The sequence below is a fragment of the Amycolatopsis pithecellobii genome, assembly GCF_009707865.1.
In the GTDB taxonomy this organism is placed as follows: domain Bacteria; phylum Actinomycetota; class Actinomycetes; order Mycobacteriales; family Pseudonocardiaceae; genus Amycolatopsis_E; species Amycolatopsis_E pithecellobii.
The window spans coordinates 22,538-48,961 of the sequence record NZ_WMBA01000051.1 but is presented as its reverse complement, the minus strand read 5'-3'; the positions used below and the strand labels follow the sequence as shown (position 1 = coordinate 48,961).

At 69.2% G+C, this 26,424-nt stretch carries 28 protein-coding genes; 19 read left to right on the top strand and 9 right to left on the bottom strand.

What is annotated here, in order from left to right; translation table 11 throughout:
- Nucleotide 1 precedes the first annotated feature (1 nt).
- From GKO32_RS27170 to GKO32_RS27160, 3 genes are read right to left on the bottom strand one after another with little or no spacing between them, the layout of a single operon-like run.
- Nucleotides 2-1,051, bottom strand: coding sequence for a sensor histidine kinase (locus tag GKO32_RS27170; RefSeq protein ID WP_154759746.1), 1,050 nt, complete (start codon nt 1,049-1,051; stop codon nt 2-4).
- A complete protein-coding gene (locus GKO32_RS27165) occupies nt 1,048-1,755 on the bottom strand; it encodes a response regulator transcription factor (protein WP_154759745.1) in 708 nt (235 codons plus the stop codon). The genes GKO32_RS27170 and GKO32_RS27165 overlap by 4 nt, the downstream gene beginning before the upstream one ends.
- Nucleotides 1,756-1,762: 7 nt before the next feature.
- Complete coding sequence (locus tag GKO32_RS27160) at nt 1,763-3,112, bottom strand: hypothetical protein (protein WP_312868602.1); 1,350 nt, start codon at nt 3,110-3,112, stop codon at nt 1,763-1,765.
- 144 nt (nt 3,113-3,256) lie between these two features.
- On the opposite strand from GKO32_RS27160, the gene GKO32_RS27155 reads away from it, so the two are divergent.
- The 7 genes from GKO32_RS27155 to GKO32_RS27125 all read left to right on the top strand — a co-directional run bounded on the left by GKO32_RS27155 (nt 3,257) and on the right by GKO32_RS27125 (nt 8,695).
- A complete protein-coding gene (locus GKO32_RS27155; protein WP_312868601.1) occupies nt 3,257-3,907 on the top strand; it encodes a glycosyltransferase family 2 protein in 651 nt (216 codons plus the stop codon).
- Nucleotides 3,904-4,563 carry a TIGR04282 family arsenosugar biosynthesis glycosyltransferase gene (locus tag GKO32_RS27150; RefSeq protein ID WP_166459747.1) on the top strand — a complete coding sequence of 220 codons (660 nt, stop codon included), beginning with the start codon at nt 3,904-3,906 and terminating at the stop codon, nt 4,561-4,563. Before GKO32_RS27155 ends, GKO32_RS27150 begins: the two co-directional genes overlap by 4 nt.
- A gap of 124 nt (nt 4,564-4,687) precedes the next feature.
- Nucleotides 4,688-5,308: a methyltransferase domain-containing protein gene (locus GKO32_RS27145; RefSeq protein WP_166459754.1), complete on the top strand. Its 621-nt coding sequence runs from the start codon at nt 4,688-4,690 to the stop codon at nt 5,306-5,308.
- Nucleotides 5,309-5,313: 5 nt separating this feature from the next.
- A complete protein-coding gene (locus GKO32_RS27140; protein WP_312868600.1) occupies nt 5,314-6,570 on the top strand; it encodes a molybdopterin-dependent oxidoreductase in 1,257 nt (418 codons plus the stop codon).
- Nucleotides 6,567-6,974, top strand: coding sequence for a hypothetical protein (locus GKO32_RS27135; protein ID WP_154759744.1), 408 nt, complete (start codon nt 6,567-6,569; stop codon nt 6,972-6,974). Before GKO32_RS27140 ends, GKO32_RS27135 begins: the two co-directional genes overlap by 4 nt.
- A 57-nt stretch (nt 6,975-7,031) precedes the next feature.
- Nucleotides 7,032-7,859 carry an enoyl-CoA hydratase-related protein gene (locus GKO32_RS27130; protein ID WP_312868599.1) on the top strand — a complete coding sequence of 276 codons (828 nt, stop codon included), beginning with the start codon at nt 7,032-7,034 and terminating at the stop codon, nt 7,857-7,859.
- 239 nt (nt 7,860-8,098) lie between these two features.
- Nucleotides 8,099-8,695, top strand: coding sequence for a QsdR family transcriptional regulator (locus GKO32_RS27125; protein ID WP_166459753.1), 597 nt, complete (start codon nt 8,099-8,101; stop codon nt 8,693-8,695).
- A gap of 2 nt (nt 8,696-8,697) precedes the next feature.
- Here GKO32_RS27125 and GKO32_RS27120 read toward each other — a convergent pair whose 3' ends face one another.
- The gene (locus tag GKO32_RS27120) at nt 8,698-9,297 is read right to left on the bottom strand and encodes a TetR/AcrR family transcriptional regulator (protein ID WP_154759743.1); all 600 of its coding nucleotides are present in this window, start codon (nt 9,295-9,297) and stop codon (nt 8,698-8,700) included.
- 104 nt (nt 9,298-9,401) lie between these two features.
- On the opposite strand from GKO32_RS27120, the gene GKO32_RS27115 reads away from it, so the two are divergent.
- Both GKO32_RS27115 and GKO32_RS27110 read left to right on the top strand, forming a co-directional pair.
- Nucleotides 9,402-10,787 carry a carotenoid oxygenase family protein gene (locus tag GKO32_RS27115; RefSeq protein ID WP_154759742.1) on the top strand — a complete coding sequence of 462 codons (1,386 nt, stop codon included), beginning with the start codon at nt 9,402-9,404 and terminating at the stop codon, nt 10,785-10,787.
- Between the two features lie 82 nt (nt 10,788-10,869).
- On the top strand, nt 10,870-11,727 hold the full coding sequence (locus GKO32_RS27110; protein ID WP_312868598.1) for a 3-hydroxyacyl-CoA dehydrogenase family protein: 858 nt from the start codon (nt 10,870-10,872) through the stop codon (nt 11,725-11,727).
- Nucleotides 11,728-11,752: 25 nt separating this feature from the next.
- Here the strand turns inward: GKO32_RS27110 and GKO32_RS27105 are convergent, their stop codons facing one another.
- Nucleotides 11,753-12,994 (bottom strand): FAD-dependent monooxygenase, encoded by a 1,242-nt coding sequence (locus tag GKO32_RS27105; protein WP_154759740.1) that lies wholly within the window; start codon nt 12,992-12,994, stop codon nt 11,753-11,755.
- A gap of 53 nt (nt 12,995-13,047) precedes the next feature.
- Between GKO32_RS27105 and GKO32_RS27100 the strand changes: the two genes are divergently transcribed.
- A complete protein-coding gene (locus GKO32_RS27100; protein ID WP_312868597.1) occupies nt 13,048-13,623 on the top strand; it encodes a TetR/AcrR family transcriptional regulator C-terminal domain-containing protein in 576 nt (191 codons plus the stop codon).
- Here GKO32_RS27100 and GKO32_RS27095 read toward each other — a convergent pair.
- Nucleotides 13,598-14,161, bottom strand: a complete 564-nt coding sequence (locus GKO32_RS27095) for a TetR/AcrR family transcriptional regulator (protein ID WP_154759738.1) — start codon at nt 14,159-14,161, stop codon at nt 13,598-13,600. The genes GKO32_RS27100 and GKO32_RS27095 overlap by 26 nt on opposite strands.
- Before the next feature lie 96 nt (nt 14,162-14,257).
- On the opposite strand from GKO32_RS27095, the gene GKO32_RS27090 reads away from it, so the two are divergent.
- On the top strand, nt 14,258-14,671 hold the full coding sequence (locus GKO32_RS27090) for a hypothetical protein (protein ID WP_154759737.1): 414 nt from the start codon (nt 14,258-14,260) through the stop codon (nt 14,669-14,671).
- Nucleotides 14,668-16,107: an FAD-dependent oxidoreductase gene (locus GKO32_RS27085; RefSeq protein ID WP_208024559.1), complete on the top strand. Its 1,440-nt coding sequence runs from the start codon at nt 14,668-14,670 to the stop codon at nt 16,105-16,107. Before GKO32_RS27090 ends, GKO32_RS27085 begins: the two co-directional genes overlap by 4 nt.
- A 7-nt stretch (nt 16,108-16,114) precedes the next feature.
- On the opposite strand, the gene GKO32_RS27080 is transcribed toward GKO32_RS27085, so the two are convergent.
- Both GKO32_RS27080 and GKO32_RS27075 read right to left on the bottom strand, forming a co-directional pair.
- The gene (locus GKO32_RS27080; protein WP_208024558.1) at nt 16,115-17,176 is read right to left on the bottom strand and encodes a threonine aldolase family protein; all 1,062 of its coding nucleotides are present in this window, start codon (nt 17,174-17,176) and stop codon (nt 16,115-16,117) included.
- 16 nt (nt 17,177-17,192) lie between these two features.
- Entirely contained in the window at nt 17,193-18,353 is a 1,161-nt protein-coding gene (locus tag GKO32_RS27075) for a M20 family metallopeptidase (RefSeq protein ID WP_166459752.1), read from the bottom strand.
- Nucleotides 18,354-18,421: 68 nt separating this feature from the next.
- On the opposite strand from GKO32_RS27075, the gene GKO32_RS27070 reads away from it, so the two are divergent.
- The 7 genes from GKO32_RS27070 (at nt 18,422) to GKO32_RS27040 (ending at nt 25,774) form a co-directional block, all read left to right on the top strand.
- On the top strand, nt 18,422-19,804 hold the full coding sequence (locus GKO32_RS27070) for an NtaA/DmoA family FMN-dependent monooxygenase (protein WP_166459751.1): 1,383 nt from the start codon (nt 18,422-18,424) through the stop codon (nt 19,802-19,804).
- Nucleotides 19,805-19,910: 106 nt separating this feature from the next.
- Nucleotides 19,911-21,440: an ABC transporter substrate-binding protein gene (locus tag GKO32_RS27065; protein ID WP_166459750.1), complete on the top strand. Its 1,530-nt coding sequence runs from the start codon at nt 19,911-19,913 to the stop codon at nt 21,438-21,440.
- 23 nt (nt 21,441-21,463) lie between these two features.
- On the top strand, nt 21,464-21,925 hold the full coding sequence (locus GKO32_RS27060; RefSeq protein WP_154759733.1) for a nuclear transport factor 2 family protein: 462 nt from the start codon (nt 21,464-21,466) through the stop codon (nt 21,923-21,925).
- A gap of 18 nt (nt 21,926-21,943) precedes the next feature.
- A complete protein-coding gene (locus GKO32_RS27055) occupies nt 21,944-22,888 on the top strand; it encodes an ABC transporter permease (RefSeq protein ID WP_154759732.1) in 945 nt (314 codons plus the stop codon).
- Nucleotides 22,885-23,793 (top strand): ABC transporter permease, encoded by a 909-nt coding sequence (locus GKO32_RS27050; protein ID WP_154759731.1) that lies wholly within the window; start codon nt 22,885-22,887, stop codon nt 23,791-23,793. Before GKO32_RS27055 ends, GKO32_RS27050 begins: the two co-directional genes overlap by 4 nt.
- Complete coding sequence (locus GKO32_RS27045) at nt 23,790-24,794, top strand: ABC transporter ATP-binding protein (protein WP_154759730.1); 1,005 nt, start codon at nt 23,790-23,792, stop codon at nt 24,792-24,794. Before GKO32_RS27050 ends, GKO32_RS27045 begins: the two co-directional genes overlap by 4 nt.
- On the top strand, nt 24,791-25,774 hold the full coding sequence (locus tag GKO32_RS27040; protein ID WP_312868596.1) for an ABC transporter ATP-binding protein: 984 nt from the start codon (nt 24,791-24,793) through the stop codon (nt 25,772-25,774). The genes GKO32_RS27045 and GKO32_RS27040 overlap by 4 nt, the downstream gene beginning before the upstream one ends.
- Here the strand turns inward: GKO32_RS27040 and GKO32_RS27035 are convergent.
- On the bottom strand, nt 25,771-26,352 hold the full coding sequence (locus GKO32_RS27035; RefSeq protein WP_154759729.1) for a hypothetical protein: 582 nt from the start codon (nt 26,350-26,352) through the stop codon (nt 25,771-25,773). The genes GKO32_RS27040 and GKO32_RS27035 overlap by 4 nt on opposite strands.
- Nucleotides 26,353-26,424 lie beyond the last annotated feature (72 nt).

Below are 26,424 nucleotides of genomic sequence, written 5' to 3'. Positions count from 1 at the left end.
GTCAGCTCGCGGCCAGCGGCAGGCGTACCTCGAACCGGCAGCCGGGGCCGTGGTTACTGGCGTCGATGCGCCCGTGATGCGCTTCCACCAGTCCTTTCGCGATCGCCAGGCCGAGTCCGGCGCCCGCGGGCTGGTCGCCGGACTCGGGTGTGCGGGCGGCGGCGCCGCGGAAGGCGACGTCGAACACCCGCGCCAGTTCGGTTTCCGGAATGCCGCCGCAGGCGTCGTCCACGGCGAGAACCGCGTCACCCTCGTCGAGGCGCACCCGCAACGTGACGGTGCCGTCAGGCGGGGTATGCCGGATCGCGTTGGCGAGCAGGTTGCGGATTACGCGGCCGAGTTCGGTGTCACTGCCGAGTACCGTCGGCCAAGTCTGGGCGTCGGCCAGCATCCGCACGCCTTTCCGGTGCGCCACCGGGGTTTGCGCGGCGAGCGCGTCGCCGACGACCTCACGCAGCGGCACGGCCGCCATCGTCAGCCGCAGCGCACCGGCGGTGATGCGGGACAGTTCGAACAGATCGTCCACCATGCCGGACAGCCGGGTGGACTCGTCGCTGATGCGGGCCGCGTACCCGGCGACCTCGCCCTGATCGGTCACCACGCCGTCGGCGAGCGCTTCGGCCATGGCCCGGATTCCGGCCAGCGGGCTGCGCAAGTCATGGCTGATCCACGCCACCAGCTCACGCCGCGACGCCTCGGCGGCGCGTTCCCGTTGGCGCGCCTCACGTTCCCAGACGCTGCGGCGTGCGATCAACCGTCCTATCAGGACTGCGACGGGCACGACGACGACCGCGACGAGCAGGCACACCAGCAGTGTGGTGGCGAGCGTGGCGGTGAACATGAACCCGCTGACGCCAAGCACCCCGGCGAGCATCGCGACCAGCGGGATGAGCACCAGCAGCGTCATCGTCGTGGACAGTGCGCGCGCACGCACCCAGTGCAGCAGCACCGCGCCGACCGCGACCACCGGCAGCACCAGCGCCAGCGCGACGGGCAGAATGTGCAGTGCGTGCTCGACAAGCGTGCCGAGCGGTTCGCCCGAGGTGATCATTCCGTGCGCTCCGGGTCGTAGCGGTAACCCGCGCCCCACACGGTGACGATGCGCCGGGGCTCGGCCGGGTCCTTTTCCACCTTCTCCCGCAGCCGTCGCACGTGGACGGTCACAGTGGACTGATCGCCGAAGTTCCAGCCCCACACCCGGTCCAGCAGTTCCTCCCGGCTGAACACGGTGCCCGGATGAGTCACCAGGAACAACAACAGGTCGAATTCGCGGCCGGTCAGCGGCAGTTCGGCGCCGCGCATCAATGCCTTGCGGGCCCGCGGGTCGATCACGAGATCGCCGTCGGACACGGGAGCGGCGGTCTCCTCCGGGACGCCTTGCGCGCGGCGCAGCACCGACGCGACGCGCAGCGTGAGCTCGCGGGGGCTGAACGGCTTGGCCACGTAGTCGTCGGCGCCCCGTTGCAGCCCCGCGATGCGGTGCTCCTCCTCGCCGAGCGCGGTCAGCATGATCACCGGCACCGCGCTCGTCCGCCGCAACCGGTCGCACACTTCGAGTCCGGTGATGCCGGGCAGCATGAGGTCGAGCACCACCAGATCCGGTGGCCGGGCGGCGAACGCGGCGAGCGCCTCCTCACCGCTGCCCGCGGCGGTCACCTCATGCCCGTCCCGCTCCAGGTAGCGGCACACGACATCCCGCACCGTCACGTCGTCGTCGACGACGAGCACCCGGCCGGTCACCGGTTCCTGCCGCATCTCCACCTCACCAGTTCGTCACCAGAATGCTGTTGACCGCGAGCGCCGTCACCGCCTGCGCGGCGAGCCACCAGCGCCGCGATGAGCATGGCAGAAACGCCGCCGCGGCCACCAGCCACACCCCAAACGGTAACCAGATTCGTTCGACTTCGGCTTTGGACAGGCCCGAAACGTCCGACGCGAGCACCGCGACGGCCGCTCCCGCGAGGACGGCGGTGAGACCGGTGCGCCGGGAAAGCCACGCGCGGCGTAGCCCTGGGCCGGCCACCGGTCCCGTGGCCAGCGCGAGGCACGCCAGGTCCGCCCATACCCAGTACCCGTACGGTCGTTGGGTGGCGATCCCCTGGTAGTAGCGTTCGACGACAAGGTGGTATCCGGCCGGCCACCAGAACCCGGCCGCGGCGAACACCAGGACCACCGCGAGCGCACCGGCGAGTGCGAGCGCCAATGCGGCCCAGCGGCGGGCGGCCAGCACGACCGCGAGCGCGATCGCACCCAGCAGAACCAGCCCGTAGGACAGGAAGATCCCGAACCCGAGCACCACACCGCCGGCGACTGCCCAGGCGAGCCGTCCGGTGGCACCGAGGGCGAGCAACGCGATCCCGGTGGTGGTGACGCCGGTGAACAGCCCGTCCGCGGACACACCCACCCACACGGCGCCCGGGAACAACACGAGAAACGGGATCGCGGCGCGCGCCAGATCCCGGTGGCCCAGCGCGGAAATCGTCACGGGAACGGCGACGGCGGCGGCTGCGCCCGCGAGAATGCAGACCACCCCGGCGATGCCTCCGCCGCCGAGGCCGATCCGGTCCAGCCACACGAACACGAGCGTCGCGGCGGGTGGATGCCCGGAGACGTGCGTGGGCCAGGAATCCGGCTGGAAATCGAGGATTCGCCCGGTGAACGTGCGGAGCATGACGCCGATATCGGTGATATGCGGCACTTCCGCCAGGTACTCGCCGCTCGCGGTGAGCCGTCCGGCGATTCCGGTCTGCCAGCCGTCGATCAGCGCGAGCGAGAACGTCCACGCGACCGCGCCGCCGTACGCCGCGGCGAGGGCGCGGTGCCACGGCAGCCGTTCGGCGAGACCGGGACCGTAGAACACGACCGCGACCGCGAACAACACCGTCGTCACGGTCGCCGGGCCGGCGTGGGGGAGGAGGGTGCCGAGGACCGGCCACTCGCCGAACCGCGGGCCGGCGCCCGCGAACGCGCCCGGGCCGAGCCGGCGTCCGGGATTCCACCACAGGCAGCCCGCGACGGCGGCCGCCACCAACAGGACGACCACGCACCCGGCGACCACGTCGGCGCGGTGGCCGTGGCGGGTGGCCGGCGGGGCGGACACGAGCGCGCTCACCGGGCCGACCGTAGCCGACTCGCACGGCTGCCGGCGAGTGTGCGCCGGCGTCCGTCAGAAGTCCGTAATATTCGCGGTACCGTCAGGATTTCGTAAGGAGCGAAAGGGTTTCTGTCCGTCCAAGGTGGACATACCGTAGCCCTCGTGACCGACTTCCCCGATGTGATCCTGCCCTGCCTCGACGAGGCCGCCGCCCTGCCCCGCGTACTCGCCGCGATACCGCCGGGGTACCGGCCGATCGTCGTGGACAACGGCTCCTCCGACGGCTCGCCTGAGATCGCGGCCGAGCATGGCGCCAAGGTCGTGCACGAGCCCCGGCGTGGCTATGGCGCGGCCGTCCACACCGGACTGGAGGTGGCGACCGCCGATGTGGTGTGCGTGCTCGACGCCGACGGCTCACTCGACCCGGCCGAACTGCCCGCACTGGTGGCGCTGACCCGGCCGCGGACGCTGGTGGTCGGCGCGCGGCGGCCGGCCGGCCGGGGAGCGTGGCCGTGGCATGCCAGGGCGGGCAACCGGTTGCTGGCGGCGTTGGTGCGGCGGCGAGGGGTACCGGTGACCGACATCGGGCCGGTGCGGGCCGCCCGGCGCGAGGATCTGGTGGCGCTCGGCGTGGCCGACCGGGCTTTCGGTTACCCACTGGAACTGTTGCTGCGTGCGGGGGCCGCGGGCTGGACCATCACGGAAGTTCCGGTCACCTATCGCCCGCGTGCGGCCGGCACCCGGAGCAAGGTGTCCGGGTCCGTGCGCGGGACCCTGCGGGCGGTCCGGGACATGGCGGCGGTGCTGCGGTGAAGCGGATCGTGCTCGTGGTCGCCAAGGCTCCGGTGCCGGGGCGGGTCAAGACGCGGCTCACTCCGGCGGTGACCGCGCGGCAGGCCGCGACGATCGCGGCCGCGGCCCTTCTGGACACTGTGGACACTGCGCTGGCGACCCCCGGCGCAGAGGTCGCGGTGGCGCTCCACGGTGACCTCCGGGATGCGGTCCATGGCGGTGAACTGGCTGAACTGCTGGGCGCGTGTGAGGTTTTTCCCCAGCGCGGCAACGACTTTCCCGCCCGGCTCGCCAACGCGCACGCCGACCTCGCCGCGCGGCACGCCGAAGCCCGCACCGTCCAAATAGGTATGGATACTCCCCAGGTGACAACCGGTTTGCTGGCCGGCGCACTCGACCGGCTCGACGCTTACCATGCCGTACTGGGCCACGCCCAGGACGGTGGCTGGTGGTGCCTGGGCCTGCGCGATCCACGAGCCGCGGGCGCGTTGCGTGCCGTGCCCACTTCGCGCGCCGACACGGGCGCTCGCACCGCGACCGCCCTCGCCCGGCGCGGGCACACCGTGGGCACTCTCCCGGAGATGTCCGATGTGGACACTCTCGCCGACGCGCACCGGGTCGCCACCCTGATCCCCGGAAGCCGCTTCGCCGCCGCGGTCACCGAGGTGTCGCGTTGATGGGGTCGGCGGGGCGCGTTGGTGCGGGGTGGTTTCGCGGGGGTGGTCCTGGGTCGCCGGTTCGCTGGGGTGGTGCCGGGTTGGGACCAAGCCGGTTGGGGCATCGGGTGAGTGGGGCGGTCCCATGCTGACCGGGTTCGAGCCGGGTCTCCTCGGTCGCCGGGTGAGTCTCGAATTGCCCGGAGGGACGCGGATTTCCCTGCCTGTCGATCGGTGGCGGGCCAGGTCGAATCCGGGTGACGAGGTCCTTGTGCGCGCGTGCGAAGGGCCGACCCTCGATCTCGGTTGCGGCCCGGGGCGCCTGACCGCCGCCCTCGCCGAGCGGGGGGTGCCGGCGCTGGGCGTCGACCTCTCGCCGGTCGCGGTCGCGCTCACCCGCGACCGGGGTGCCGCCGCCGTTCGGCGGGACCTGTTCACCCGCCTGCCCGGCGAAGGACGCTGGCGGCACGCGCTGCTCGCCGACGGCAACATCGGCATCGGCGGCAACCCCGCCGGGCTGCTGCGCCGCGTCGGTGAACTGCTGTGCACCGGCGGTACCGCGCTGGTCGAGCTGGACCGGCCTGGCACCGGCCTGCGCCGACGGCAGGTCCGCGTCACCGAGGGAGGCCACCCTCCCGGAGCGTGGTTCGCCTGGGCGTGGCTCGGCGTCGACGCACTGCACCACACCGCCCGCGGCAGCGGTCTGCGCCCGGCGTGGTTCGCCCACCGCGGCGGGCGCTGGTTCGCCGCCTTGGTGAGGGAGTGATCGCCGTGCCGTTGCCCCGGTTTCGCCGCACCGGTAAAGGATTCGCCATCCTGCGACCGCCCAGATTTCGCAGTCCCTTGCGGGGGCCCTGGCTCACCTCGGTGCTGGGTGCAGTCCTGCTGGGCTGCCTCCCGCTGGTCATCGTCACCGGACTGCTCGACTACGTCGCCTACGGGCCGGGCCAAGGCATTCCGGCTGACGTGGGGCCATTGCATCTGCCCGCGTTCGACTGGCCCACCCGCCCCTCGTGGCTGTTCCGGCTGACCCAGGGGCTGCACGTCGGGCTCGGGCTCGTGCTCGTCCCCGTGGTGCTGGCCAAACTCTGGTCGGTCATCCCGAAACTGTTCACCCGGACACCGGGACGGGCACTCGTCCACGCCCTCGAACGGACATCGCTGCTGCTCCTCGTCGGCAGCATCCTGTTCGAGATCGTCACCGGGCTGCTCAACATTCAGTACGACTACGCGTTCGGCTTCAGTTTCTACACCGGCCACTACCTCGGCGCCTGGGTGTTCATCGCGTCGTTCGTCGTGCACGTCGCGCTGAAACTGCCCCGCATGGTGCGCGCGCTGCGGTCCCGCTCGCTGCGCGCCGAACTGACAACCCCGGGCACCGCACCGGAGTCACCGGACGACACGGGGCTTGTCGCCGCCGATCCTGCGCCGCCGACGCTCAGCCGCCGCGGGTTTCTCGGGGTGGTCGGCGGCGGGTCGCTTCTCGTCGCCGTCCTCACCGCCGGGCAGACCATCGGTGGTCCGCTCCGCGATCTCGCGTTGCTGCTGCCCCGCGGCCGGGAACCCGGAGACGGGCCGAACGGGTTTCCCATCAACAGAACCGCGGCCGCCGCGGGAATCACCGTGGCCGGCTGGCGCCTGGTACTCAACGGCGCCGTCGAGCGCACGCTGACCCGCGACGACCTCCTCGCCCTGCCCCAGTACACCGCGCGGCTGCCCATCGCCTGCGTCGAAGGCTGGTCCACCGTCCAGACGTGGACCGGGGTGCGGCTGCGCGACCTGGCTGCGCTCGCCGGTGTGACACAACCGAGTTCGGCGCACGTGAAGTCCATTGAGGACGGTCCCTTCGCCAGTGCGACGCTGACCGCCGGGCAGGTGACCGACCCGGACGCGTTGCTCGCACTCCGCGTCAACGGTGCCGACCTGAGCCTCGACCACGGGTACCCGGCCCGGATCATCGTGCCCGCGTTACCCGGCGTCCACTGCACGAAGTGGGTGCGCTCCCTCGATTTCCCGGATCCGCGATGAAACTTCTCGTCATGCTCGCCGGCCTCGGACTCGCCGCATACGCCGCTTCGTTCCTGCTCGGCGATCCCTCCGCACCGACGGTTCTCCTCTGGTTCGTCGGCGCCGCCGTGGTCCACGACCTCGTCCTGTTCCCCGCCTACGCACTCACGGACCGCATGCTGACCCGCCTGCCGCGCACCCGGATCCCGCTGATCAACCACATCCGCCTGCCGCTGCTCGGCGCGGGCCTGACGTTCGTGATGTTCCTGCCCGGCATCCTCCGTGACTCGGAGGGCACTCACCTCGCCGCCACCGGACTCAGCCAGCAGCCGTACCTGGCCCGGTGGCTTTGGCTGGTGCTCGCCCTGTTCCTGGCCTCGGCCGTAAGCTACGGGATCCGGCTCGCCCTCTCCCGGCCGAGCTGAGATACAACACATTCACAAAGTGTTGCATCCTGATCCGATCCCGCTTACCGTGCTCGGGTGACGAAGGGAGCTCCGATGGCCGAAGGCCCACTCGTCCTCGCCGAGCGGCGAGGAGCTGTTCTGGTCCTCACGCTCAACAGGCCGGACCGGATGAACGCCTGGAACGACGCGCTCGAGGAGGAGTACTACGCGCGCCTGGACGAAGCCGAGGCCGACGCGAGTGTCCGGGCGATCGTGCTGACCGGAGCCGGGCGCGGCTTCTGCGGCGGCGCCGATCTCGCCGACCTCGAAGCCGTCGGCGAGACCGAGTTCGACGAGCTCCCACCACGCCCGAGGCCGCGGTGGTATCCCCTCACCGTGCGCAAACCGCTGATCGCCGCGATCAACGGGGCGGCCGCGGGACTCGGCCTGGTCGAGGCGCTGTACTGCGATCTGCGGTTCTCGACACCGGACGCGAAGCTGACGACGGCCTTCGCGAAGCGCGGGCTGATCGCGGAATACGGCATCGCCTGGCTGCTGCCGCGCCTCGTGGGCACGAGCCGCGCCCTCGACCTTCTGCTGTCCTCACGCGTAGTGCTCGGCCGGGAAGCGCTCGGGATCGGCCTCGTCGACCGGGTCGTCGAGGAAGCCGGCCGGGTGGTGGACGAGGCCGTCGAATACGCCGAGGCCCTGGCCGCCGCCTGCTCGCCGTGGGCGATGGCGCAGATCAAGGGCCAGGTGCATCGCGCCCTCGAAACCGACTTCGCCACCGCGGTCGCCGATGCGGACCGGTTGATGCTGGCGTCGTTTCGCGGTCCGGACGTCAAGGAAGGCGTCGCCAGCTACCTCGAACGGCGGCCGCCGGCTTTCCCCGGTCTTCCGCCCCGCACGGAGCTGGACGCATGACCGGAGACGAGCGCCATCGCGGGCGTAACCTCGTGAACCACGCCTAAGACTGTTTCGAATGTGGTTTGCGTGGCGGAACCTCAGGCGGCCCCTCGCTCCGGGATCGCCTCCTCATGTATGCCGATACACCACGTCGGCGCTGTCCTCGCGAGGAACCACCTGAGAACCCGCAGCGGTGCAAGCTGACGGCCCACAGCAAGCGGCTCCGCCGCTTATGAACCACGCCTAGGATGCTCGCCATGACCACACCGCGACCCGCAGACCTCGCCGGGACGTCGCGCTCCGGCGAGCGCCCGGACGCGGGCAAGGCCTTCCGGATGGCGCGCCGCGCGTTCGTGGCGGGGGAGCGGCTGGACATGCAACAGCTCGCCGCGCGGCTCGGCGTCGACCGAACGACCCTCTTTCGCTGGCTGGGCAACCGGGATCAGCTCGTCGTCAACATCCTGATCTCGCTGACCGATCCCACGTTGCGCGACGCCGCCGAGGCCGCCGAGGGGGTCGGTGGCGCGCGGATCGCGATGGTCGCCCGCAACTACGCGCAGACGCTCATCGAAACCCAGTTCTTCCAAGCCTTTCTGCGGCGCGAGGCGGAGCGGGCGTTGCGGCTGCTGACTTCGAAGGCCAGCCCGCTGCAGGGCTACATCGTCGGTTGCTTCGAGCGGATGCTGGAGCAGGAGCACGACCGGGGCCACCTGTCGCACCGGATGGCGTTGCACGATCTGGCCTACCTCATCGTCCGCATCATCGAATCGTTCCTCTACGCGGACATGATCACCGGCGACGAACCGGACGCGGAGAAGATCCACGCCGCGGTCGCCGCGCTTCTGCACGCCTGATTTCAGGGCGCCAGGCGCAGGATCCTCGTCGCGATGTCGTGCACCGCCCGGGTCAGCGCGGGCCAGGGAAAGCCGTCCATGACCGTCCGGGTCAGCACGAGTCCGTTGAGCGCGGCCAAAAGATGGGCGGTGTCGGTCTGCGGGTCGTCGCTGTCGCACCGTCGCGCGCTGACGCACTCCTCGACGGCCGCCACCAGGCGGTCGACGGACGCCTGGCCCGCGACGTTGGGCACGCCGTCGATCTTGGTGAACATCAGCCGGTAGCGGCCGAGGTGCTCGATGCCCCACGTCGCGATCGTCTGACAGCGGGCGAGCAGGGCCCGCACCGGATCTTCCATTCCGCCGGCTGCCTCATCACACGCCGCGTGCAAATCGGCGAAAGCCGTGCGCTGCAATTCGCCGCGCAGGTCGTTGAGATCGCGAAAATGACCGTAGAGCGCGGGTGCCGTCACTCCCATTCGCCGTGCGACGGCCCGCAGGGTCACCGCGTCGACGGTCGCCTCCTCGTCCAGGATCTCGAACGCCGCAGCGATAATCCGGCCGCGCAGCCGGGAACCTTCCCCTGGTTTGTTCCGCTGGTGTGATACGGCTGGTCTGGTCATCGCCGGAAGTATACGGCCGTTTATAACCTCGCGCAAGTAATTGCGACCGCGGTCCGGCTGACGTATCTTTACGGGTGTTTAGTTCCCCTCGAACAGGAGTGACCATGACGACCACCGAGCGGCCGGGCTACCTCAGCGGTGCGATGGCACCCGTGCCCGACGAGATCGACGCCGCCGACCTGCGGGTGACCGGCACGCTGCCGTCCGAACTGTCCGGACGGTATTTCCGCAACGGCTCCAACCCGTTGCCGGGCACCGATCCCGGGCACAACTTCACCGGCCAGGGCATGCTGCACGGTGTCCGGATCCGGGACGGGCGCGCGCAGTGGTACCGCAACCGCTGGGTGCACACGCCGCTGATGGACGGCAAGCCGTTCGACCGGTCCGATCCGGCGAGCGGGCATCTGCACAACACCTCCAACACCAGCGTGATCCACCACGGCGGCAAGATCCTTTCCTTGGTGGAGAACGGTTTTCCGTGGGAGATCAGCGAGGAGCTGGAGAGCGTCGGGCCGTGGGACTTCCACGGCAAGCTCAAGACCGCGATGACGGCGCACCCCAAGCTCGACCCGGCGACCGGTGACCTCTACATCTTCGGGGTCAGCCCGCGACCGCCGTTCGTGACGTTCCACCACATCGACGCGACCGGCGAACTGCTGCGCAGCGTGCCCATCACGGTGCCCGGATACACGATGATGCACGACTTCGCGATCACCCCGAACTATGTGCTGTGGCTCGATCTGCCCGTCGTGTTCGACCGGGAGCTCACCGTGCGTCCGGGCATGCCGTTCCGGTGGAGCGACACCTACGGCGCACGGATCGGCGTGATGCCGCGTGGGGGTGGGGACGCGGACGTGAAGTGGATCGAGGTGGAACCCGGATACGCCTTTCATGTCGCGAACGCACGCGAGACCGCGTCCGGAAAGCTCGTGCTGGATGCCGTGCAGTACGACCCGGCCTCGTTCAACCGCATCTGGGCCGATCTCGGCGGGACCAGCACACTGCGCGAGGCGCTGACCACCGCCGTGGGGGGTGGCCGCCTGCACCGCTGGATCGTCGACGTGGCCACCGGCACCGCCACCGAGGAGCGGCTGGACGACCTCGCGATCGAATTCCCGACAATCAACGAGAACCGCATCGGCGAGGGGAGCGAGTCGGTCTATGCGGTGAGCGCGCCGCTGCTGATCGGTGACCGCCTGCAGCCGTCGATCATCAAGTACGACACCAAAAACGGCGGCCGGTCCACCTACACTTTCGAGCACGGCTGGGTGCCGGGGGAGGCGGAGTTCGTGCCGGCGCTGGGCGGCACCCGTGAGGACGATGGGTGGCTGATCTCGATCGTGTCCCACGAGACCCGCAACGCGGCGAACCTGGTCGTCCTCGACGCCGGCGATGTGGCGGCCGGGCCGGTGGCCACGGTGGAGCTCCCGCGCCGCGTGCCACTGGGCTTCCACGGCGAGTGGATCCCGGACGGCGACGGCAATTCCTGACCCGCGGGCCACGTGGTGCGGCTCACGCGAATATCCGAACGTTCGGTCGGTTAAGGTGGTACGCGACGGACGGGAGGAGCTCGTGAACGTGGACAGTGCGCCGGATGTGGTCGTGGTGATCGGGGGCGGGCGGATGGGTGCGGGTATCGCGCAGGTCTTCGCCGGGCTCGGCAGCGAAGTGTCCATTGTGGAGAGTAGCGACGAGGCCGCCTCCGCGGCCCGCCGGCGAGTCGCCGACGGGCTGGCGAAGGCCGCCGAGCGCGGCGCCCTGCCGCAGGACCCGGAAACCGTGCTGGGCCGGCTGACCGTGCTCACCGATTTCGCCGCCCTGCCCCCGCAGGCCGACCTCGTGATCGAGGCGGTGCCGGAACGCGCCGACCTCAAGATCGACGTACTCACCAGGGCCGAGGCGAGGGTCGGCCCGGAGAGTGTCCTCGCCACCAACACCAGTTCGCTGTCCGTCGCGGAACTCGGCGCCGCCCTCCGCGAACCGGGACGGTTCGTCGGCACCCATCTCTTCAACCCGGTCCCGGCATCGAAGCTGGTGGAGGTGGTGGTCGCGCCCCAGACCGGCGACGAGGTCGTGCGGCGGGTGCGTGGCTGGGTGCGGGCACTCGGCAAGACCGACATCGTCGTGCGGGACTCGCCCGGGTTCGCCACCAGCCGCCTCGGCGTGCTGCTCGGGCTGGAGGCGATCAGGATGCTGGAGGAAGGCGTTGCCGACGCCGAGTCGATCGACAAGGCGATGGAACTGGGCTACCGGCACCCGATGGGACCGTTGCGCTCCACCGACCTCGTCGGCCTTGACGTGCGGCTGGCCATCGCGGAGTACCTGCACGCCACCCTGGGTGAGCGGTTCGTCCCGCCGCAGTTGCTGCGGGACAAGGTCGCGGCGGGCGAGCTCGGGCGCAAGACGGGGCGCGGGTTCCACGACTGGTGAACCCCAAGCGCTCCATTGTGGACGGTCAGGCGAGATGTCCGTCCGGTCGTACCAGCCCGGCTTCGGTCTTCACGTGTTCGCCGCTGCGCAGCCGCTGGAAAAGCGTGCTCCCATCGGAAAACGGCAGGTTCGGGACGCGGGGGCCGGACGCGTAGGTGACGTCGAGCCCGGACAGCCGCCCGGCGAGTTGCCGGGACATATCGGGAGCCGTCGTGATCAACCCGCTCAGCACCGCGCGCAGCGCCTGCCCTTCGGGGGAGTACGTCGTCATCAGCGCCGTCTGGGCGCGGGTGTGTTCGAGCAGATCCGCGCCGACCGGGTGACGTTCCTCGTGATACGTGTCGAGCAGTGTTTCATCCGCCCGGCCGGTGACCACGGCGGCGAGCTTCCAGCCAAGGTTGTGCGCGTCCTGGATACCGACGTTCATGCCGACGCCGCCGGTCGGGAAATGCATGTGCGCGGCGTCCCCGGCCAGTAACACGTTTCCCTTACGGTAAGCCGTGGCTTGCCGGGTCGCGTTGCCGAAACGCGACAACCACGCCGGGTCCCGCATCCCGAAGTCGGTGCCGGCGATCCGGCGGACGGCCGACCGTAGCTCCTCGAGCGTCAGTGTGCCCGGCCGGTCCGAGTTCGGGTCACCGCCCACTATGCGATGAATACCACCGGGCATCGGCACGATCATCAGGCCGCCCTCGGCGCCCGCCTTGTTGGCGAAACCCCGTTCCGGCGGCGCATCGAGCTTCACATCCCCGAGCCAGCCCCAGGTCGTCGAATCGGTGCCGGGGAAGTCGATGCCCGCGGCCGTGCGCACGGTGCTGCGCGTTCCGTCGCAGCCCACCACATAACGCGCTTCGACGATTTCTCCGTCCGGCAATTCGACACCACCGGACGTCAATCCGGTGACCGCGCAATTCCGGCGGACGGTCGCACCCATCCGGCGGGCACGCGCTTCGAGGATTTCCTCGGTGCGGGCCTGTACCAGCACCAGAGTGAACGGATACGGCGTGTCCAGCGCCGCGAAATCGAGCCGGTCGGGCAGCGCGGCGAAATGCCCGCTCGGAATACGGATGCCTTCGCCCAGAAACAGTTCCACGATATCCCGGCAGTCGAAGATTTCGAGCGTGCGGGGATGGATGGTGAGCGCCTTCGAATTCGGGTCCCGTTCCGGCCTGGTCTCCAGCACCGTGACCGACGCCCCGCCCAGCCGTAGTTCCCCGGCGAGCCACAGACCGGTCGGCCCGGCGCCCACGATGACCACGTCCTCCATGAACTCTCTCCCTTGGTCAGTGACCAACAATGCGCCTCCAGTACACTAGGTCAGTGACCAAGAGTCAAGCCGATGTGGTGCGGGTTGCCCTCGAGATCCTCGACGAGCACGGTGCCGACGCCGTTTCCCTGCGTGCCATCGCGCAGCGGCTCGGGGTGCGGATGAACACCGTGCTCTGGCATGCCAAGAGCAAGGCGCGGCTGGCGGAGCTGATGGCGGACGCGATCGTCGCCGGCGCCTCGCTCGACGACCTGCCGCGGGACTGGCACGAACGCGCCGCCGAGATCGTCCGGCGCTACCGGGAGGCCCTGCTGGCCCACCGTGACGGCGCCGCCGTCGTGGCCGGCACCTACGCCGCCGAACCGGCCACTTTGGACACTGCGGAAGCGCTCGTCCAGGCGTTGCTGGATGGCGGCCTTCCCCCGCGCGAAGCCGCGTGGACCTGCTGGAGCCTGATCTACTTCACGCTCGGCCTTGCCCAGGAGGAGCAGTCCCTGCCGGAGCGTTCCCTGTCGCATCCCTCCGTCGGGGAGCGTCCCGCGCTGCGGAGCGTGTTTTCCTTTCTCAGTGAGGAATCCTTCGACGAGCGATTCGAATTCGGGGTCACGAAACTCCTGGCTCGCCGGTGAGGTAGTGGGCCAGGGTGGGGCGTAACCACTCGATCAGCGTGGCGTCGTCCATCGAGACGATGGGCGGGACGCCGAGCACGTAGCGGGCCACGGAGATGCCCAGGAGCTGAGCGCCGACGAGTGCCGCGCGTTCCGCGGGCCGGTCGGGCGCCAGGACGGCGAGCGCCGGGGTGACCTGCTCGGTCAGCACGCCCAGCAGCGCCTCGGTCGCGACCGGATTCGAAGTGGCGGCGCGCAGCAATGGCAGGAACGGCCCGTCGGGGCCCCATAGTCCGATGAACACGGGCAGCAGGACGTCGGCGATCCGATCGGGGTCCACTTCGGACAGGTCCGGCAGCTCGACGTCCAGCCGGGCGGCCGCGGCGAACAGGCCGTCCTTGTTCTGGAAGTAGCGCATGACGAGTGCCGGATCGACACCGGCCTCCGCCGCGACGGACCGGATCGTCGTCCGCTCGAATCCGTGCCTGCCGAACTGCAGCCTGGCGGCCGCCAGTATCGAGGTCCGGCTGGCGTCGGCGTCGCGTGGCCTTCGACTCATGACGTCAGTCTAGTCAACGTCCGTTGACATGGCACGCGCGCGGTCCTATGTTGAAGTCAACAGCCGTTGACAAGGCTGGCCCGGAAGGAGAGCACCATGACCGTGACCGTCATCCAAATAGGACTGGATGCCGACGCCATCGATTACTCCTCGCCCGCGTTCCGGCAGTTTCCCGGGCTCACCAAGGAAAAACTGCGCAAGGCCAATGACCACAACGTCGCCGGGCTGCAAGCGGCGGGGTACGAGGTCGACAACTGCCTGATCGGCTTCGGCGAGGCCGGTGCCGCGAAAGCCCGGAAATGGCTGGAAGCCAGGCGTTATGACGCCGTGCTGATCGGCGCGGGAATCCGGCTCGTCGCGGAGCACACCGAGCTGTTCGAGTCGATCGTCAACGACGCGCACCGCACGCAGCCCGGCTGCCGGTTCGTGTTCAACTTCGCGCCCCAATCGACGCCGCGCGACGTCCGGCGCTGGTACCCCCAGCCCGGCAACGCCACCCCGGCACGGTGAACGTCACGGACGTCGTCGTCGTGGGTGGCGGGCCGACCGGCATGACGGCGGCGGGCGATCTGGCCCGCGCCGGCCGGTCGGTCACCGTCCTCGAACGCCGGCCGGAGATCCACCCGTCGAGCCGTGCGTTCGCGACCATGGCGCGCACGCTCGAAGTGCTCGATGCCCGGGGTCTTGCCGACGATCTGCTCGCGGGCGCGAACCGGGCCCCGACCGTCTCGATCTTCGGGGGTGCGCGGATCGACCTGCGGCAGCTGCGTTCGCGGTACCGGTACGTCATGGTCACGCCACAGACCAAAGTGGACACTGCGCTCGGGGAGTACGCGAAGGAGCAGGGCGCCGACATCCAGCGTGGGATGGAAGTCGTTGCGCTGCATCAGGATTCCGGCGGCGTGACCGTCACCGCGCGGTCGAAGGACGATCCAGGGCAGCGCAGCACGTGGCGGGCGGATTACGTCGTCGCCGCGGACGGTGCGCACAGCACGGTTCGCGGCCTGCTGGGCATCGACTTCCCGGGGAAGACGATGTTGTCGTCGGTCGTGCTCGCCGATGTCAAGCTGCGTAACGGTCCCGGCGGCGGACTCAGGCTCGGCAGCACACGCCGGGAATTCGCTTTCCTGGCCCCGTATGGCCGGGACGAGCCGGACGGTTCCTGGTACCGGACAATGGTGTGGGACCGCGGCCACCAGGTCCCCGACAGCGTCGCCGCCGAGCCGTCCGAGGTGATCGACGTGCTGGGCCGGGCGATGGGCGCCGATCTCGGGGTGCGGGAAATCGGTTCCCTGTCACGGTTTCATTCGGACGAGCGGCAGATCCAGCGTTACCGGCACGGCCGGGTGTTCTTCGCCGGCGACGCCGCGCACGTGCATTCGCCGATGGGCGGGCAAGGCATGAACACCGGTATCCAGGACGCGGCCAATCTCGCGTGGAAGCTCGCCGCCGTGCTCGATGGCGCCCCGGAATCCGTGCTCGGCACGTATCACGCGGAACGCCATCCGATCGGCAGGCGGGTGCTGCGGCAATCGGGGCTCATCGCCCGCGCCGTCACACTGAATCCGCGTGTCGCGCGGGGGCTGCGTGACGTCGTCGCACCGCGACTTGCGCGCATCCCGGCGGTGCGTGACGCGATCGCCGGCAGCTTCGCCGGGACGGGGCTGCGGTACCGGCGCCGCGGCGGGCAACACGCGCTCGTCGGGACCCGCGCCACCGAAATCCCGCTCGCCGGCGAGAGATTGACGGTGGTGCAACGCGCGCCGGGTTTCGTGTTGATCCGCGAGCGGGCCGCGGCCCGGCCCGAGGCGCCGGGTCTGCGGCACGCGGAGCGCACCGACGACGGCCCCGCCGTCCTTGTCCGGCCCGACGGCTACATCGCCTGGGCCGGGCCGTCGGCGGGCGGGGCATGGCGCGACGCGCTGGGGGAGTGGACCGGGGGCTGACGGCGGCTCAGGCGGCCAGAATCCCGGCGATGGCGTCCGCCGCGTAGAGGATGTCCGGTGTGGACACGTCGAGATGCGTGACGGCCCGGACAGTGGACGGGCCGAAGGCGCTGACCCGCACGCCGGCTTCTTTGATCAGCCGCTCGTTGAGTTCCATGGCACTCATCTCGGTGTGCACGAGATCAAAAAGAACGATGTTCGTCTCGACCTCAATGGGATCGACCGAGATCCGCGTGCTGGCGGCCAGCCTGTCCGCCAGCACACGGGCGTTCTCATGGTCCTCGGCGAGCCGGTCGATGTTGTGCCGCAACGCAAAGGTGCCCGCCGCCGCCATGATGCCGGACTGGCGCATGGCACCGCCCCAGCGTTGTTTCAGCCGCCACGCCTCCGTGATGAACTCGCGGTCCCCGGCCAGCACCCCGCCGAACGGCGCGCCGAGGCCCTTGCTCAGGTCGATCCACGCCGAGTCGAACCCGTCCGCGAACTCCCGTGCGCTCGTTCCCGTCGCCACCACCGCGTTGAACAGCCGCGCCCCGTCGAGATGGGTCCGCAGCCCGTGCCGGTGCGCCGCCTCGGTGACGTCGCGGATTTCCGGCAGGGTCCAGCAGTGCCCGGCCGCACCCACGGACGGCTGCTCGACGGAGACCAGCCGGGTGCGCGGCGTGTACCGGCTGACGGGTTTGATCGCGCCTTCCAGTTGCCGCGCGGTGAAAACCCCTCGCTCGCCGGGCAGTGGTCGCACCAGCGCACCGGCCAGCGCGGCGGGACCGCCGCCTTCGTACTGCAGCGCATGCGATTTCTCGTCGAGCAGGATCTCGTCACCCGGCCGGCAATGCGCCGCGAAGGCGATTTCGTTGCACATCGTCCCGGACGGCAGGAACACGGCTTCTTCCTTGCCCAGCAACGCTTTGACCAGATCCAGCAGCTCGTTGGTCGACGGGTCCTCGCCCTTTTGTTCGTCTCCGACCGCGGCGGCGGCCATGACTTCGCGCATCTCGTCGCTCGGTCTGGTCAGGGTGTCGCTGTAGAGGTCGACCTTGAGCGGAAGATCGGTGGGGATGGGGATCACCGGCGGCCCTTTCGGTTCACTGTGGACTGTCTTCGACCGGGGTGAGCAGGTACTCCGTCAGCACCGCCCGCGCTTTTTCGAGTTCGCCGATCTCGCACCATTCTTGCGGCGCGTGCGCCTGATCGGGGGAGCCGGGACCGAAGACCGCCGTGTGCGCGGCCAGCCCCTCGTAGCGGAACGCGTTGGTACCCAAGGAAGAAACCCCGGGCTTGCGGCCGGACAGCTCGGCGAGGCGCCGTACCAGCGGATCGTCCGCCGAGGTCAGGAACGGGTTGCCGCCGCGGCCGACGGTCGTCGTGAACGGCAACGGGGAAGCGGCGCGGGCGATCGCGATGAGCTCGTCCGCCGCCTGCTGCATGGTTTCGTGGTCGGTCAGCCGCCGCGTGGCGAACACCGAACACTTGCCCGGCACCATGTTCCGCACCCCGCCGCCGGAGATTTCCACTGTGGACACACTGGCCGGCCCGAGTAACGCGCCGGCGGTGGCCTGGCGAAGCCGGCCGTGTTCGGTGCGGATGGCCGTCACGATGTCCGCGGCGGCGTCGATGGCGTTGGCGCCCACCTCGGGCCGTGATGAGTGCGCCGTGCGCCCTTCGATGACGAACTCGACGCCGACCCCGCCCTGATGGCCGAAGACCGGGGCGCCCGCCGTCGGTTCCGCGATGAGAAGTTCGCTGAGGGGCAAGGAGTTCTCGCGGACCCATTCGGCGAACAGCTCTGCGCCGCGGAAACCGCCGGACTCCTCCGCGATCGTGCCGACGAGCAGGAAGTCACGCTCGGGCCGGATGCCGTCGGCGGCGAACTGCTCGAGCATCGCCAGCGCCGCGGCCAGCATCGGCTTGGCGTCCACCGCGCCACGGCCCCAGACCCGGCCGCCGGAAATGGCGCCGGAGAAGGGATCTTCGGTCATCTGCTCGACACCGACCGTGTCGAAGTGGACATCGAGGGCCAGCAGCCGGCGGGACCGGCCGGGGAAGAACGCGTAGACGTTGCGCCGCTCGGTTTCGCCGTGGGTTCGTACCCACTCGGCACCCAGCTCCTCGGCCCAGCCTGCCACGGCGGCGCTGATCGCGGCCTCGCCCCCGGCGCCGGACCGCGGCCCCGCGTGCGCGGGGTTGACGCTCGGGATGGACACCAGCCGGCTCAACCACGTGGCCGAGCCCGGTTGTTCGCTCACTCTGCCTCCCCTCAGCGGGCCTTTACCGTGCCCAATATTTGATTTATTGTCAAGTGTGGGAGGCGATGATGCCGGATTCTCCTCAGATGTGCCTGAACCTGTTCCTGTCGGTCGCGGGATACCACGCCGGCGCATGGCGGCGCCCGGACAGCCGTGTCGAGGAGCTGACCACACTGGGCCGTACCGCCGAAATCGTGCGGCAGGCCGAGGACGCGAAACTCGACGCGGTGTTCATCGCCGACCTTCTCGGCTGGCACGACAACGATTTCGGCAAGCACCCACGGATGCATCCGCTGGAGCCGATCACGACGCTCGCCGCGCTGGCGGGGCTGACCGAGCGCATCGGTCTCATCGGGACGGTGTCCACTTCGTACACCGAACCCTACAACCTGGCCCGGTATTTCGCCTCGCTGGACCATCTTTCCGGCGGCAGGGCGGGCTGGAACATCGTGACGTCCTACGGTGGCGGAGAACAGTTCGGCCGCGACCGTGAACCGCACGACGAGCGTTACGCGCGCGCGACCGAATACCTCGAGGTCGTGTGCGCGCTGTGGGACAGCTGGGATGCCGACGCCGTCGTCAACGACCGGGCGGGCGGCACCTGGGCAAGGGCGGACCGGATCCACCGCATCGACCACGCCGGTCCTTACTACCAGGTGGCCGGACCGCTCAACATCCCGCGTTCCCCGCAGGGGCGCCCGGTTTTCGCGCAGGCCGGTTCGTCCGAGGCCGGGATGGCGTTCGGGTCGACGTTCGGTGACGTCATCTTCACCGCGCAACCGGATCTGGCTTCGGCGCGGCGTTTCCGGGAGACCTTCCGCGGCCGGGTTCGTGTGCGGGGCCGCGATCCCGGTTCGGTCAAGGTCTTGCCGGGCCTCATGCCGATCATCGGCCCGAGCGAACGCGCCGCACGGGAACTGGCCGACGAGATCGCCGACGCCATCGACTATCCGTCCGCGGTGCGGGCGCTGGAATGGGTGCTCGGGGATCTCGGTCTCGCCGATCGCGACCCGGACGGCCCGCTCCCGGTGGAGTTGCTGAAACCACCGGAAGAGTTCGACGGGGGACGCACCCGGTACGAGATTCTTTACCGGCTTGCCGTGCACGAGCGGTACACGATTCGCGAGTTGCTGCGGTACCGCGCCAGGGCGGCCGGTCATCACCCGGTGATCGGGACGGCCGGGCAGGTCGCCGAGGAGATGATCGAATGGTTCGACGGCGGTGCGGCCGACGGGTTCAACCTGCTCGTGCCGCATCTGCCGGGAGGACTTGACGCGATCACCGGGGAACTGGTGCCGATTTTGCGTGAGCGCGGGTATTTCCGCGCCGAGTACGCCGGAACGACCTTGCGGGAACACCTGGGGCTCGACGTGCCGGGTCCGGCCGGGCGTGATGATGCCGGCCGGCCGGACCGGGCGTCCAGCCGCTCAACCTTTGTCAAAGGTATTTGATTATATATCTTGACAACATATGAGCGCGGCTGTTCACTGAGGTCCACTCCGACAGCGGTCACCCCAAATCGTCCTTCGAGGACGGATGGCGAACAGTGGAGGCCAAGTGATCACAAAGAGCCGTGCGGTGCTGTGCGCCGTGGCAGCCGCGGTGGGACTCACCGCCAGTGCCTGCGCCTCGACGACCGCGTCCGGCGGTGGTGCGCCCGATCCGAACGCGACCATGCGGGTGGGTCTCGCCATCGTCAACACCCAGTGGGACCCCGCCCTTTCACCCGTCACCACAGACACCCCGGGCCTGGAAATGGTCTACGACCGGCTTTTTTCCCAGGGCGCTGACGGTTCGATCTCCGGAAACCTCGTCCAGACCTGGGAATTCCGGGGCAACGACCTGGTCATGCACGTGCGGCCCGGGGTGAAGTTCCAGGACGGTTCGCCGCTGGACGCCCAGGCCGTGAAGGTCAACCTCGACCGCAACCGCGGCGCGACCTTCCCGACCTCGACACTGGCCGCGGAGCTGTCGAACATCCAGTCGGTCACCGTGACCGACCCGATGACCGTCACCGCCACGCTCAAGAAGAAGGACGTGTCGATCCTGCCGTTGCTGTCCAGCCGCAACGGAATGATCGTCAGCGCGAAGGCGCTGGCGGACAAGGCCGATCTCGGCACCGACCCGGTCGGTGCCGGGCCGTGGAAGCTGACGAGTTTCCAGCCGGGCACCGGCTACACCGTCGAACGCTGGGACGGGTACTGGAACGCTCCGGCGGTCAAGGTGGCCAAGGTCCAGGTCAGCGTGCTCAACTCGGCGCAGCGCCTCAACGCCGTCCGAAGCGGCCAGCTCGATATGGCCATTTTGGACACTGGGCAGGCCGACAGTGCGAAGTCGAGCGGGCTCAACGTACTCGCGTCCCCGTTGAACACCCTCACCTGTTTCCAGGTCAACAACGTGACCGTCCCGGCGTACAACGACGAGCGCGTGCGGCAGGCGATCAACTACGCCATCGACCGGCCGACGATCGTGAAGAACGTGCTCGCCGGCAACGCGACCCCGACGTCGCAGATCTTCCCGCCGACGTCCATCGCGTTCGACAAGGCCACGCCCGACCCGTATCCGTACGACGTGGCGAAAGCCAAGGCGCTGCTCGCGGAAGCCGGATATGCGGGAGGATTTTCGTTCTCCGCCATGTTCGGCACGACACCGCAGGCGGAACTCGAAGCGATCGCGGGATATCTCAAGGCCGTCAACATCGACATGAAGCTCGTGCACATCCAGGGCAACGACGGTGTCACCAAGATGTGGCAGGAGAAATCGGGGCAGGCGCTGTTCTTCCCGTGCAACTCGGTCGTCGACCCGTCACTGGCGATGCCGTACTTCCTGCCCGGCAACTACCGCAACCCCGGGAACCTGACCAACGCGGACGTGACGGCGCTGGCCGCGCAGGCGCAGACGATCGACGACCAGGCGCAGCGGACGAGCGTGCTGCAGCGGATCACGCACACGATTTCGCTGCACCCGTTGTCGATCGTGCCCCTCTACGGCAACACCGCGACCTGGGTGATGAACGGCAGCGTCACCGGATTCACCGTCCCACCAACCAATTTCTGGCAGCTCATCGGAGTCGGCAAGTCGCAGTAGCGCGACGGGAAAGGAACCCGAGCATGGCAGAGACATCATCCGGCGACAAGATCACCGTGGCCGACCGTCTCGAAATCCTGGATCTGCTGGCCGTCTACAACTGGGCACTGGACACCGACGACGCCGACGGCTTCGTCTCGACGTTCACCGATGACGGCGAGTTCGTCACCCCGAGGCAGGTGTTCAAAGGCCAGAGTTCGCTGCGGGAACTGGCGAAGTATCTGCTGGAAAAGCGTGAGCAGGGCGGGCCGCGCAGCCATTTCCACAACGTGTCGAACGTCGTACTCCGCGGCGACCGCGAAGAAGTCCGGTTCGTCGCACAGCTCATCGGCCCGCGCACCGCCGACGACGGTGGCATGGTGTTGCAGCTGGGCTGGTACGACGACATCATCCGCAACACCCCGCAGGGCTGGCGGTTCGCGCGGCGGCACTTCCGCGAATGGCCGGAGCACAAACCGTCGCGCTCTCCTGTCGGAGTGCTTTAGCAGCCAGGGAAATCGACTATGGTACGGCTCGTCGGCCGGGGCATCCTCGCGATGATCCCGTCGCTCATCCTGGTGTCCATCATCGCGTTCAGCCTCCTCTACCTGGTGCCGGGCGACCCGGCGGTGGGGCTGGCCGGGGAAAGCCCGACCCCCGGCCAGGTGGAACTGATCCGGCACAACCTCGGTCTCGACCGGCCGGTCGTCGAGCAGTACCTGCACTGGGCGGGCAATGCGCTGCACGGTGATTTCGGCCGGTCGATCTTCACTACGTTCCCGGTCAGCGAGCTGATCACGAGCCGGCTGCCGATCACGGTGGCGCTGGCCGTGGCGGCGACGTTCGTCGCGGTCGTGGTGGGGCTGAGCCTCGGGATCGTCGCGGCCACCTGGCGTGGCCGGTTCGTGGACAGGGCGATCTCGGCGCTGTCCTCATTGGGCGTCGCGGTGCCGGCGTTCTGGCTGGGCCTGCTGCTGGTCCTGCTGTTCTCGGTCAAGGCACACCTGCTGCCCTCGATCGGTTACGTGCCGTTTTCCCAGAACCCGGGTGGCTGGCTGGTGCACATCCTGCTGCCCGCGGTGACCCTGGCGGCGGCCCCTGGCGCCGAGATCGCCCGTCAGATGCGGGCGGCGATGGTCGGCGTGCTGGGCAACGACTATGTCCGCACGGCGCGGGCGAAAGGCGTCCGGCGGTCGGCTGTGGTGTTGAAGCACGCGTTGAAGAACGCGGCCGTTCCCGTCGTCACGGTGATCGGTTCGCAGTTTTCCTACCTGCTGGGCGGCGCGGTGATCGTGGAGCAGATCTTCGCCATCCCCGGATTGGGTAGCCTCGCGGTGACCGCCGTGCTGGACCGGGACATGCCGGTCATCCAAGCGGTGGTGGTGATTGCCGCGCTGGCGGTCCTTGTGGTCAACCTGCTCGTCGATCTTTCCTATGGATATTTCAGCCCGAAGGCACGGTTGCGATGAGTTCGACGACCACAGGGCGCCCGGCCGCCCGGAAAACCACGGCGGGCCCGGCACATCGTCCGGTGCCGGCGCGGCGCCGGTTTCAGCGCAGGTTCGCCCGCGAACGGCTGGCCGTCGTCGCGTTCGCTTTCCTGGTGCTGCTGGTGATCGTGGCGATTTTCGGGCCGTGGCTGCAACCCTACGATCCGGACCAGCAGAACCTGAGCATCGCGTTCAGCGGCCCCGGTGGCGGGCACTGGCTCGGCACCGACCAGCTCGGCCGTGACGTGCTGAGCCGGATCATTTCCGGGACAAGGGTTTCCCTCGTCGCGGCGGCCGAGGCTACCGGCGTCGGGGTGCTCATCGGCGTGCCGATCGGGATCGTCTGCGGCTACTTCTCGGGATGGTTCGACCGGACGGTGATGGCCGCCAACGACGCCGTGATGGCGTTGCCGGCGCTCATTCTCGCCATCGCGGTCGCCGGCGCGCTCGGGCCGGGCCTCACGCACTCGATGCTGGCGATCGGGATCGTGTTCGCGCCGCGGCTGATCCGGCTGGTGCGGGCGTCGGTGCTCGACATCCGGCACGAGACGTTCATCGAAGCGTCGGCCACGATCGGCACCCCGACGCTGCGCATTCTGCGCAAACACGTGCTGCCGAATGTGTTGTCACCATTGATCGTCTCCACGTCATTGATGATGGCGTGGGCGATGGTCGCGGAGGCCGGGCTGAGTTTCCTCGGGCTCGGTGTGCAGCCGCCACAGGCGAGCTGGGGCGCGATGCTCGGGCAGGGCTACCAGTACACCGCGCAGGCACCGGCGCTGATAATTTATCCCGGCGTCGCGATCATGCTCTCGGTGCTGGCGTTGAACCTGCTCAGCGACGGTATCCGCGATTCGCTGGGCCGGGAGCTGAGGCGGAAATGACTGTGGGCAAAGAGATTCCGCGCCTTTCCGTGCGCGGGCTGCAAGTCGCGTTCCGCGCCGGCAAGGATTGGGTGACGGTCGTCGACGACGTGAGTTTTTCCGTCCAGGGCTCGGAAGTGCTCGGGCTCGTCGGCGAATCCGGTTCCGGCAAAAGCCTGTCGTGCCTGGCGGTCATGGGTCTGGCGGGCGACTCCGGGGCCCGGATCCGCAAGGGGTCCATTCAGCTCGACGGCGTCGAGCTGGTGGGACTGTCCGAGCGTGAACTGGAAAACCGCCGTGGCAACGAGATCGCGATGGTGTTCCAGGAACCGATGACGAGCCTGAACCCGGCGTTCACGATCGGCGACCAAATCGGCGAAGTCCTGCGGCGGCACCGGTCGATGCCACGCAAGCAGGCGCGGGCGGCGGCGATCGCGGTGCTGGACCGGGTGGGCATCCCGGACGCCACGCGCCGCGTGGGCGCCTACCCGTTCGAATTCTCCGGCGGGATGCAGCAACGCGCGATGATCGCGATGGCGATCGCGTGCGAGCCGAGCGTGCTCATCGCGGACGAGGCCACTACGGCGCTCGACGTGACGGTGCAGGCGCAGATCCTGGACCTGTTGCGGGACATGCGCGCGCAGCTGGACATGGCGATCGTGTTCGTCACCCACAACATGGGGGTGGTCGCCGATATCTGCGACCGGGTCGCCGTCATGTACGCGGGGCAGATCGTGGAGGAGGCCGACGTGCGGACGCTGTTCCGGAACCCGCGACATCCTTATACCGAAGGGTTGTTGCGCTGCACGCCGCGGCTGTCCGGCCGTGCGGACCGGCTGCCGGTGATTCCCGGTTCGACGCCGTTGCCGGCGGAGTTCGCGACGGGCTGCCGGTTCGGTGAGCGTTGCTCGTACCACTCGGCTTCCTGTGACGAACCGGTTCCGCTGACTTTGTCCCATAAGGACAGTCAGGTCAGGTGTGTCCGCTCGGCCGAACTGACTCTCGGCGGAGGTGTGTCGTGAGCGAGCCGTCCATTGTGGAGATCAGCGATCTGGAGGTCGCGTTCAAGGTCCGCACCGGCAGGCGCGGCAAGCGGGAACTGTTGCGCGCGGTCAACCGGGCGAGCCTGTCGGTGGGGCGGGGCGAGACGGTCGCCGTCGTCGGCGAGTCCGGCTCGGGGAAGTCGACGATGGCGCGGGCTGTGCTGCGGCAGGTGGCGTTGCGCGGCGGCACGGTCCGTATCGACGGTGTCGACGTGACCTCGATGCGCAGCCGGGAGTTCCGTGCGCTGCGCAGGAAGGTCCAGATGGTGTTCCAGGACCCGTACTCGTCGCTGGACCCGGCGATGACGGTGGCCGAGTCGATCGCGGAACCCCTTGTGGTGCATACGAACCTGAACCGCCGCGAGCGCCATGACCGGGTGGCCGAACTGCTGGACGTCGTCGGTCTTTCGGCACGGCATCTGGACCGCTATCCCTACGAATTCTCCGGCGGCCAGCGCCAGCGCCTGGCGATCGCGCGAGCCGTCGCGCTGAACCCGGAGGCCGTGCTGTGCGACGAACCCGTGTCGGCGCTGGACATGTCGACGCAGAACCAGATCATCAACCTGCTCAAGGATTTACAGGCACAGTTCGGCGTTTCGCTGCTGTTCATTTCGCACGATCTGGCTGTGGTGCGCCATATCGCGCACCGGGTGGCGGTGATGTATCTGGGCAGTATCGTGGAAACCGGGCCTGCCGAACGGGTTTTCAGCCGGCCCGCCCACCCGTACACGAAGGCCCTGCTCGCGGCGGTGCCCGTCCCGGACCCGGAAGTCCAGCAGGCGGGCCGCCGCCCCTCGATCCGCGGCGACGCGTTCAGCGGGACGACCACCGCGGGCTGCCCGTTCGCGGGCCGCTGCCCGGAAGCGATGGACCTGTGCCGCGAGCAGACCCCGCCCGATTTCCCGGTCGACGGCGGCGGCGTGGGCGCGTGCTGGCTGCTGGCGGAGAAGGTGGCTTAGCCGCGCTCACCGGTGGCCTGTTCGCCCGTCAAAGCGAGGGCGGGTATGCCGGTTCCGTGACTGCCGATGACGACCTGACCGGTCAGATAGGGTACGCGCACGGCTTTCACCCGGCCGACCGTGAGCTGGGTCGCCGGGGTTTCGGTGCCGGCGAAGGAAACTTCCACCGGTACCGGGGTGGCCGCCGTCGCCTGTTGCCAGGTGAGCCGCCGGTCGGGGGCATCTTCCCGGCGCGTGTCGTGGAAGACGAGGAAGTTGTGCAGGACCGTCGCGAGCAGGTTCTCGTCGGGTTTCTCGCCGGGTAACGGGATGCTGGTCACGACCATGATGTCGGGAAACGTTCCGCCGCCGTATCCGATGCGGACATCGCGCAGGTGCGGGCCGAGGCCCGTCGTGCCGGTGACCGACGGCTCGAGTCCGGAGTCCGCGAGCACCGCGACCGGATGCCCGAGCGCGAAGCTCGCGTCCGCCACGGTCAGCCGGGCCTGGTGTTCGATCCGGACGAGCCGGAGTGCGTCTTCGTAGGAACGCCCGGAGCTCGCCGCGAGTTCGCGGGCTTGTGCCTCAACGGATTTCATCTGCGCCTTCCCTCAGCTGGACTGTTTCCCATCACCGCAGATTTGCGAGGGTGACGCATCGGCCGATCGGCC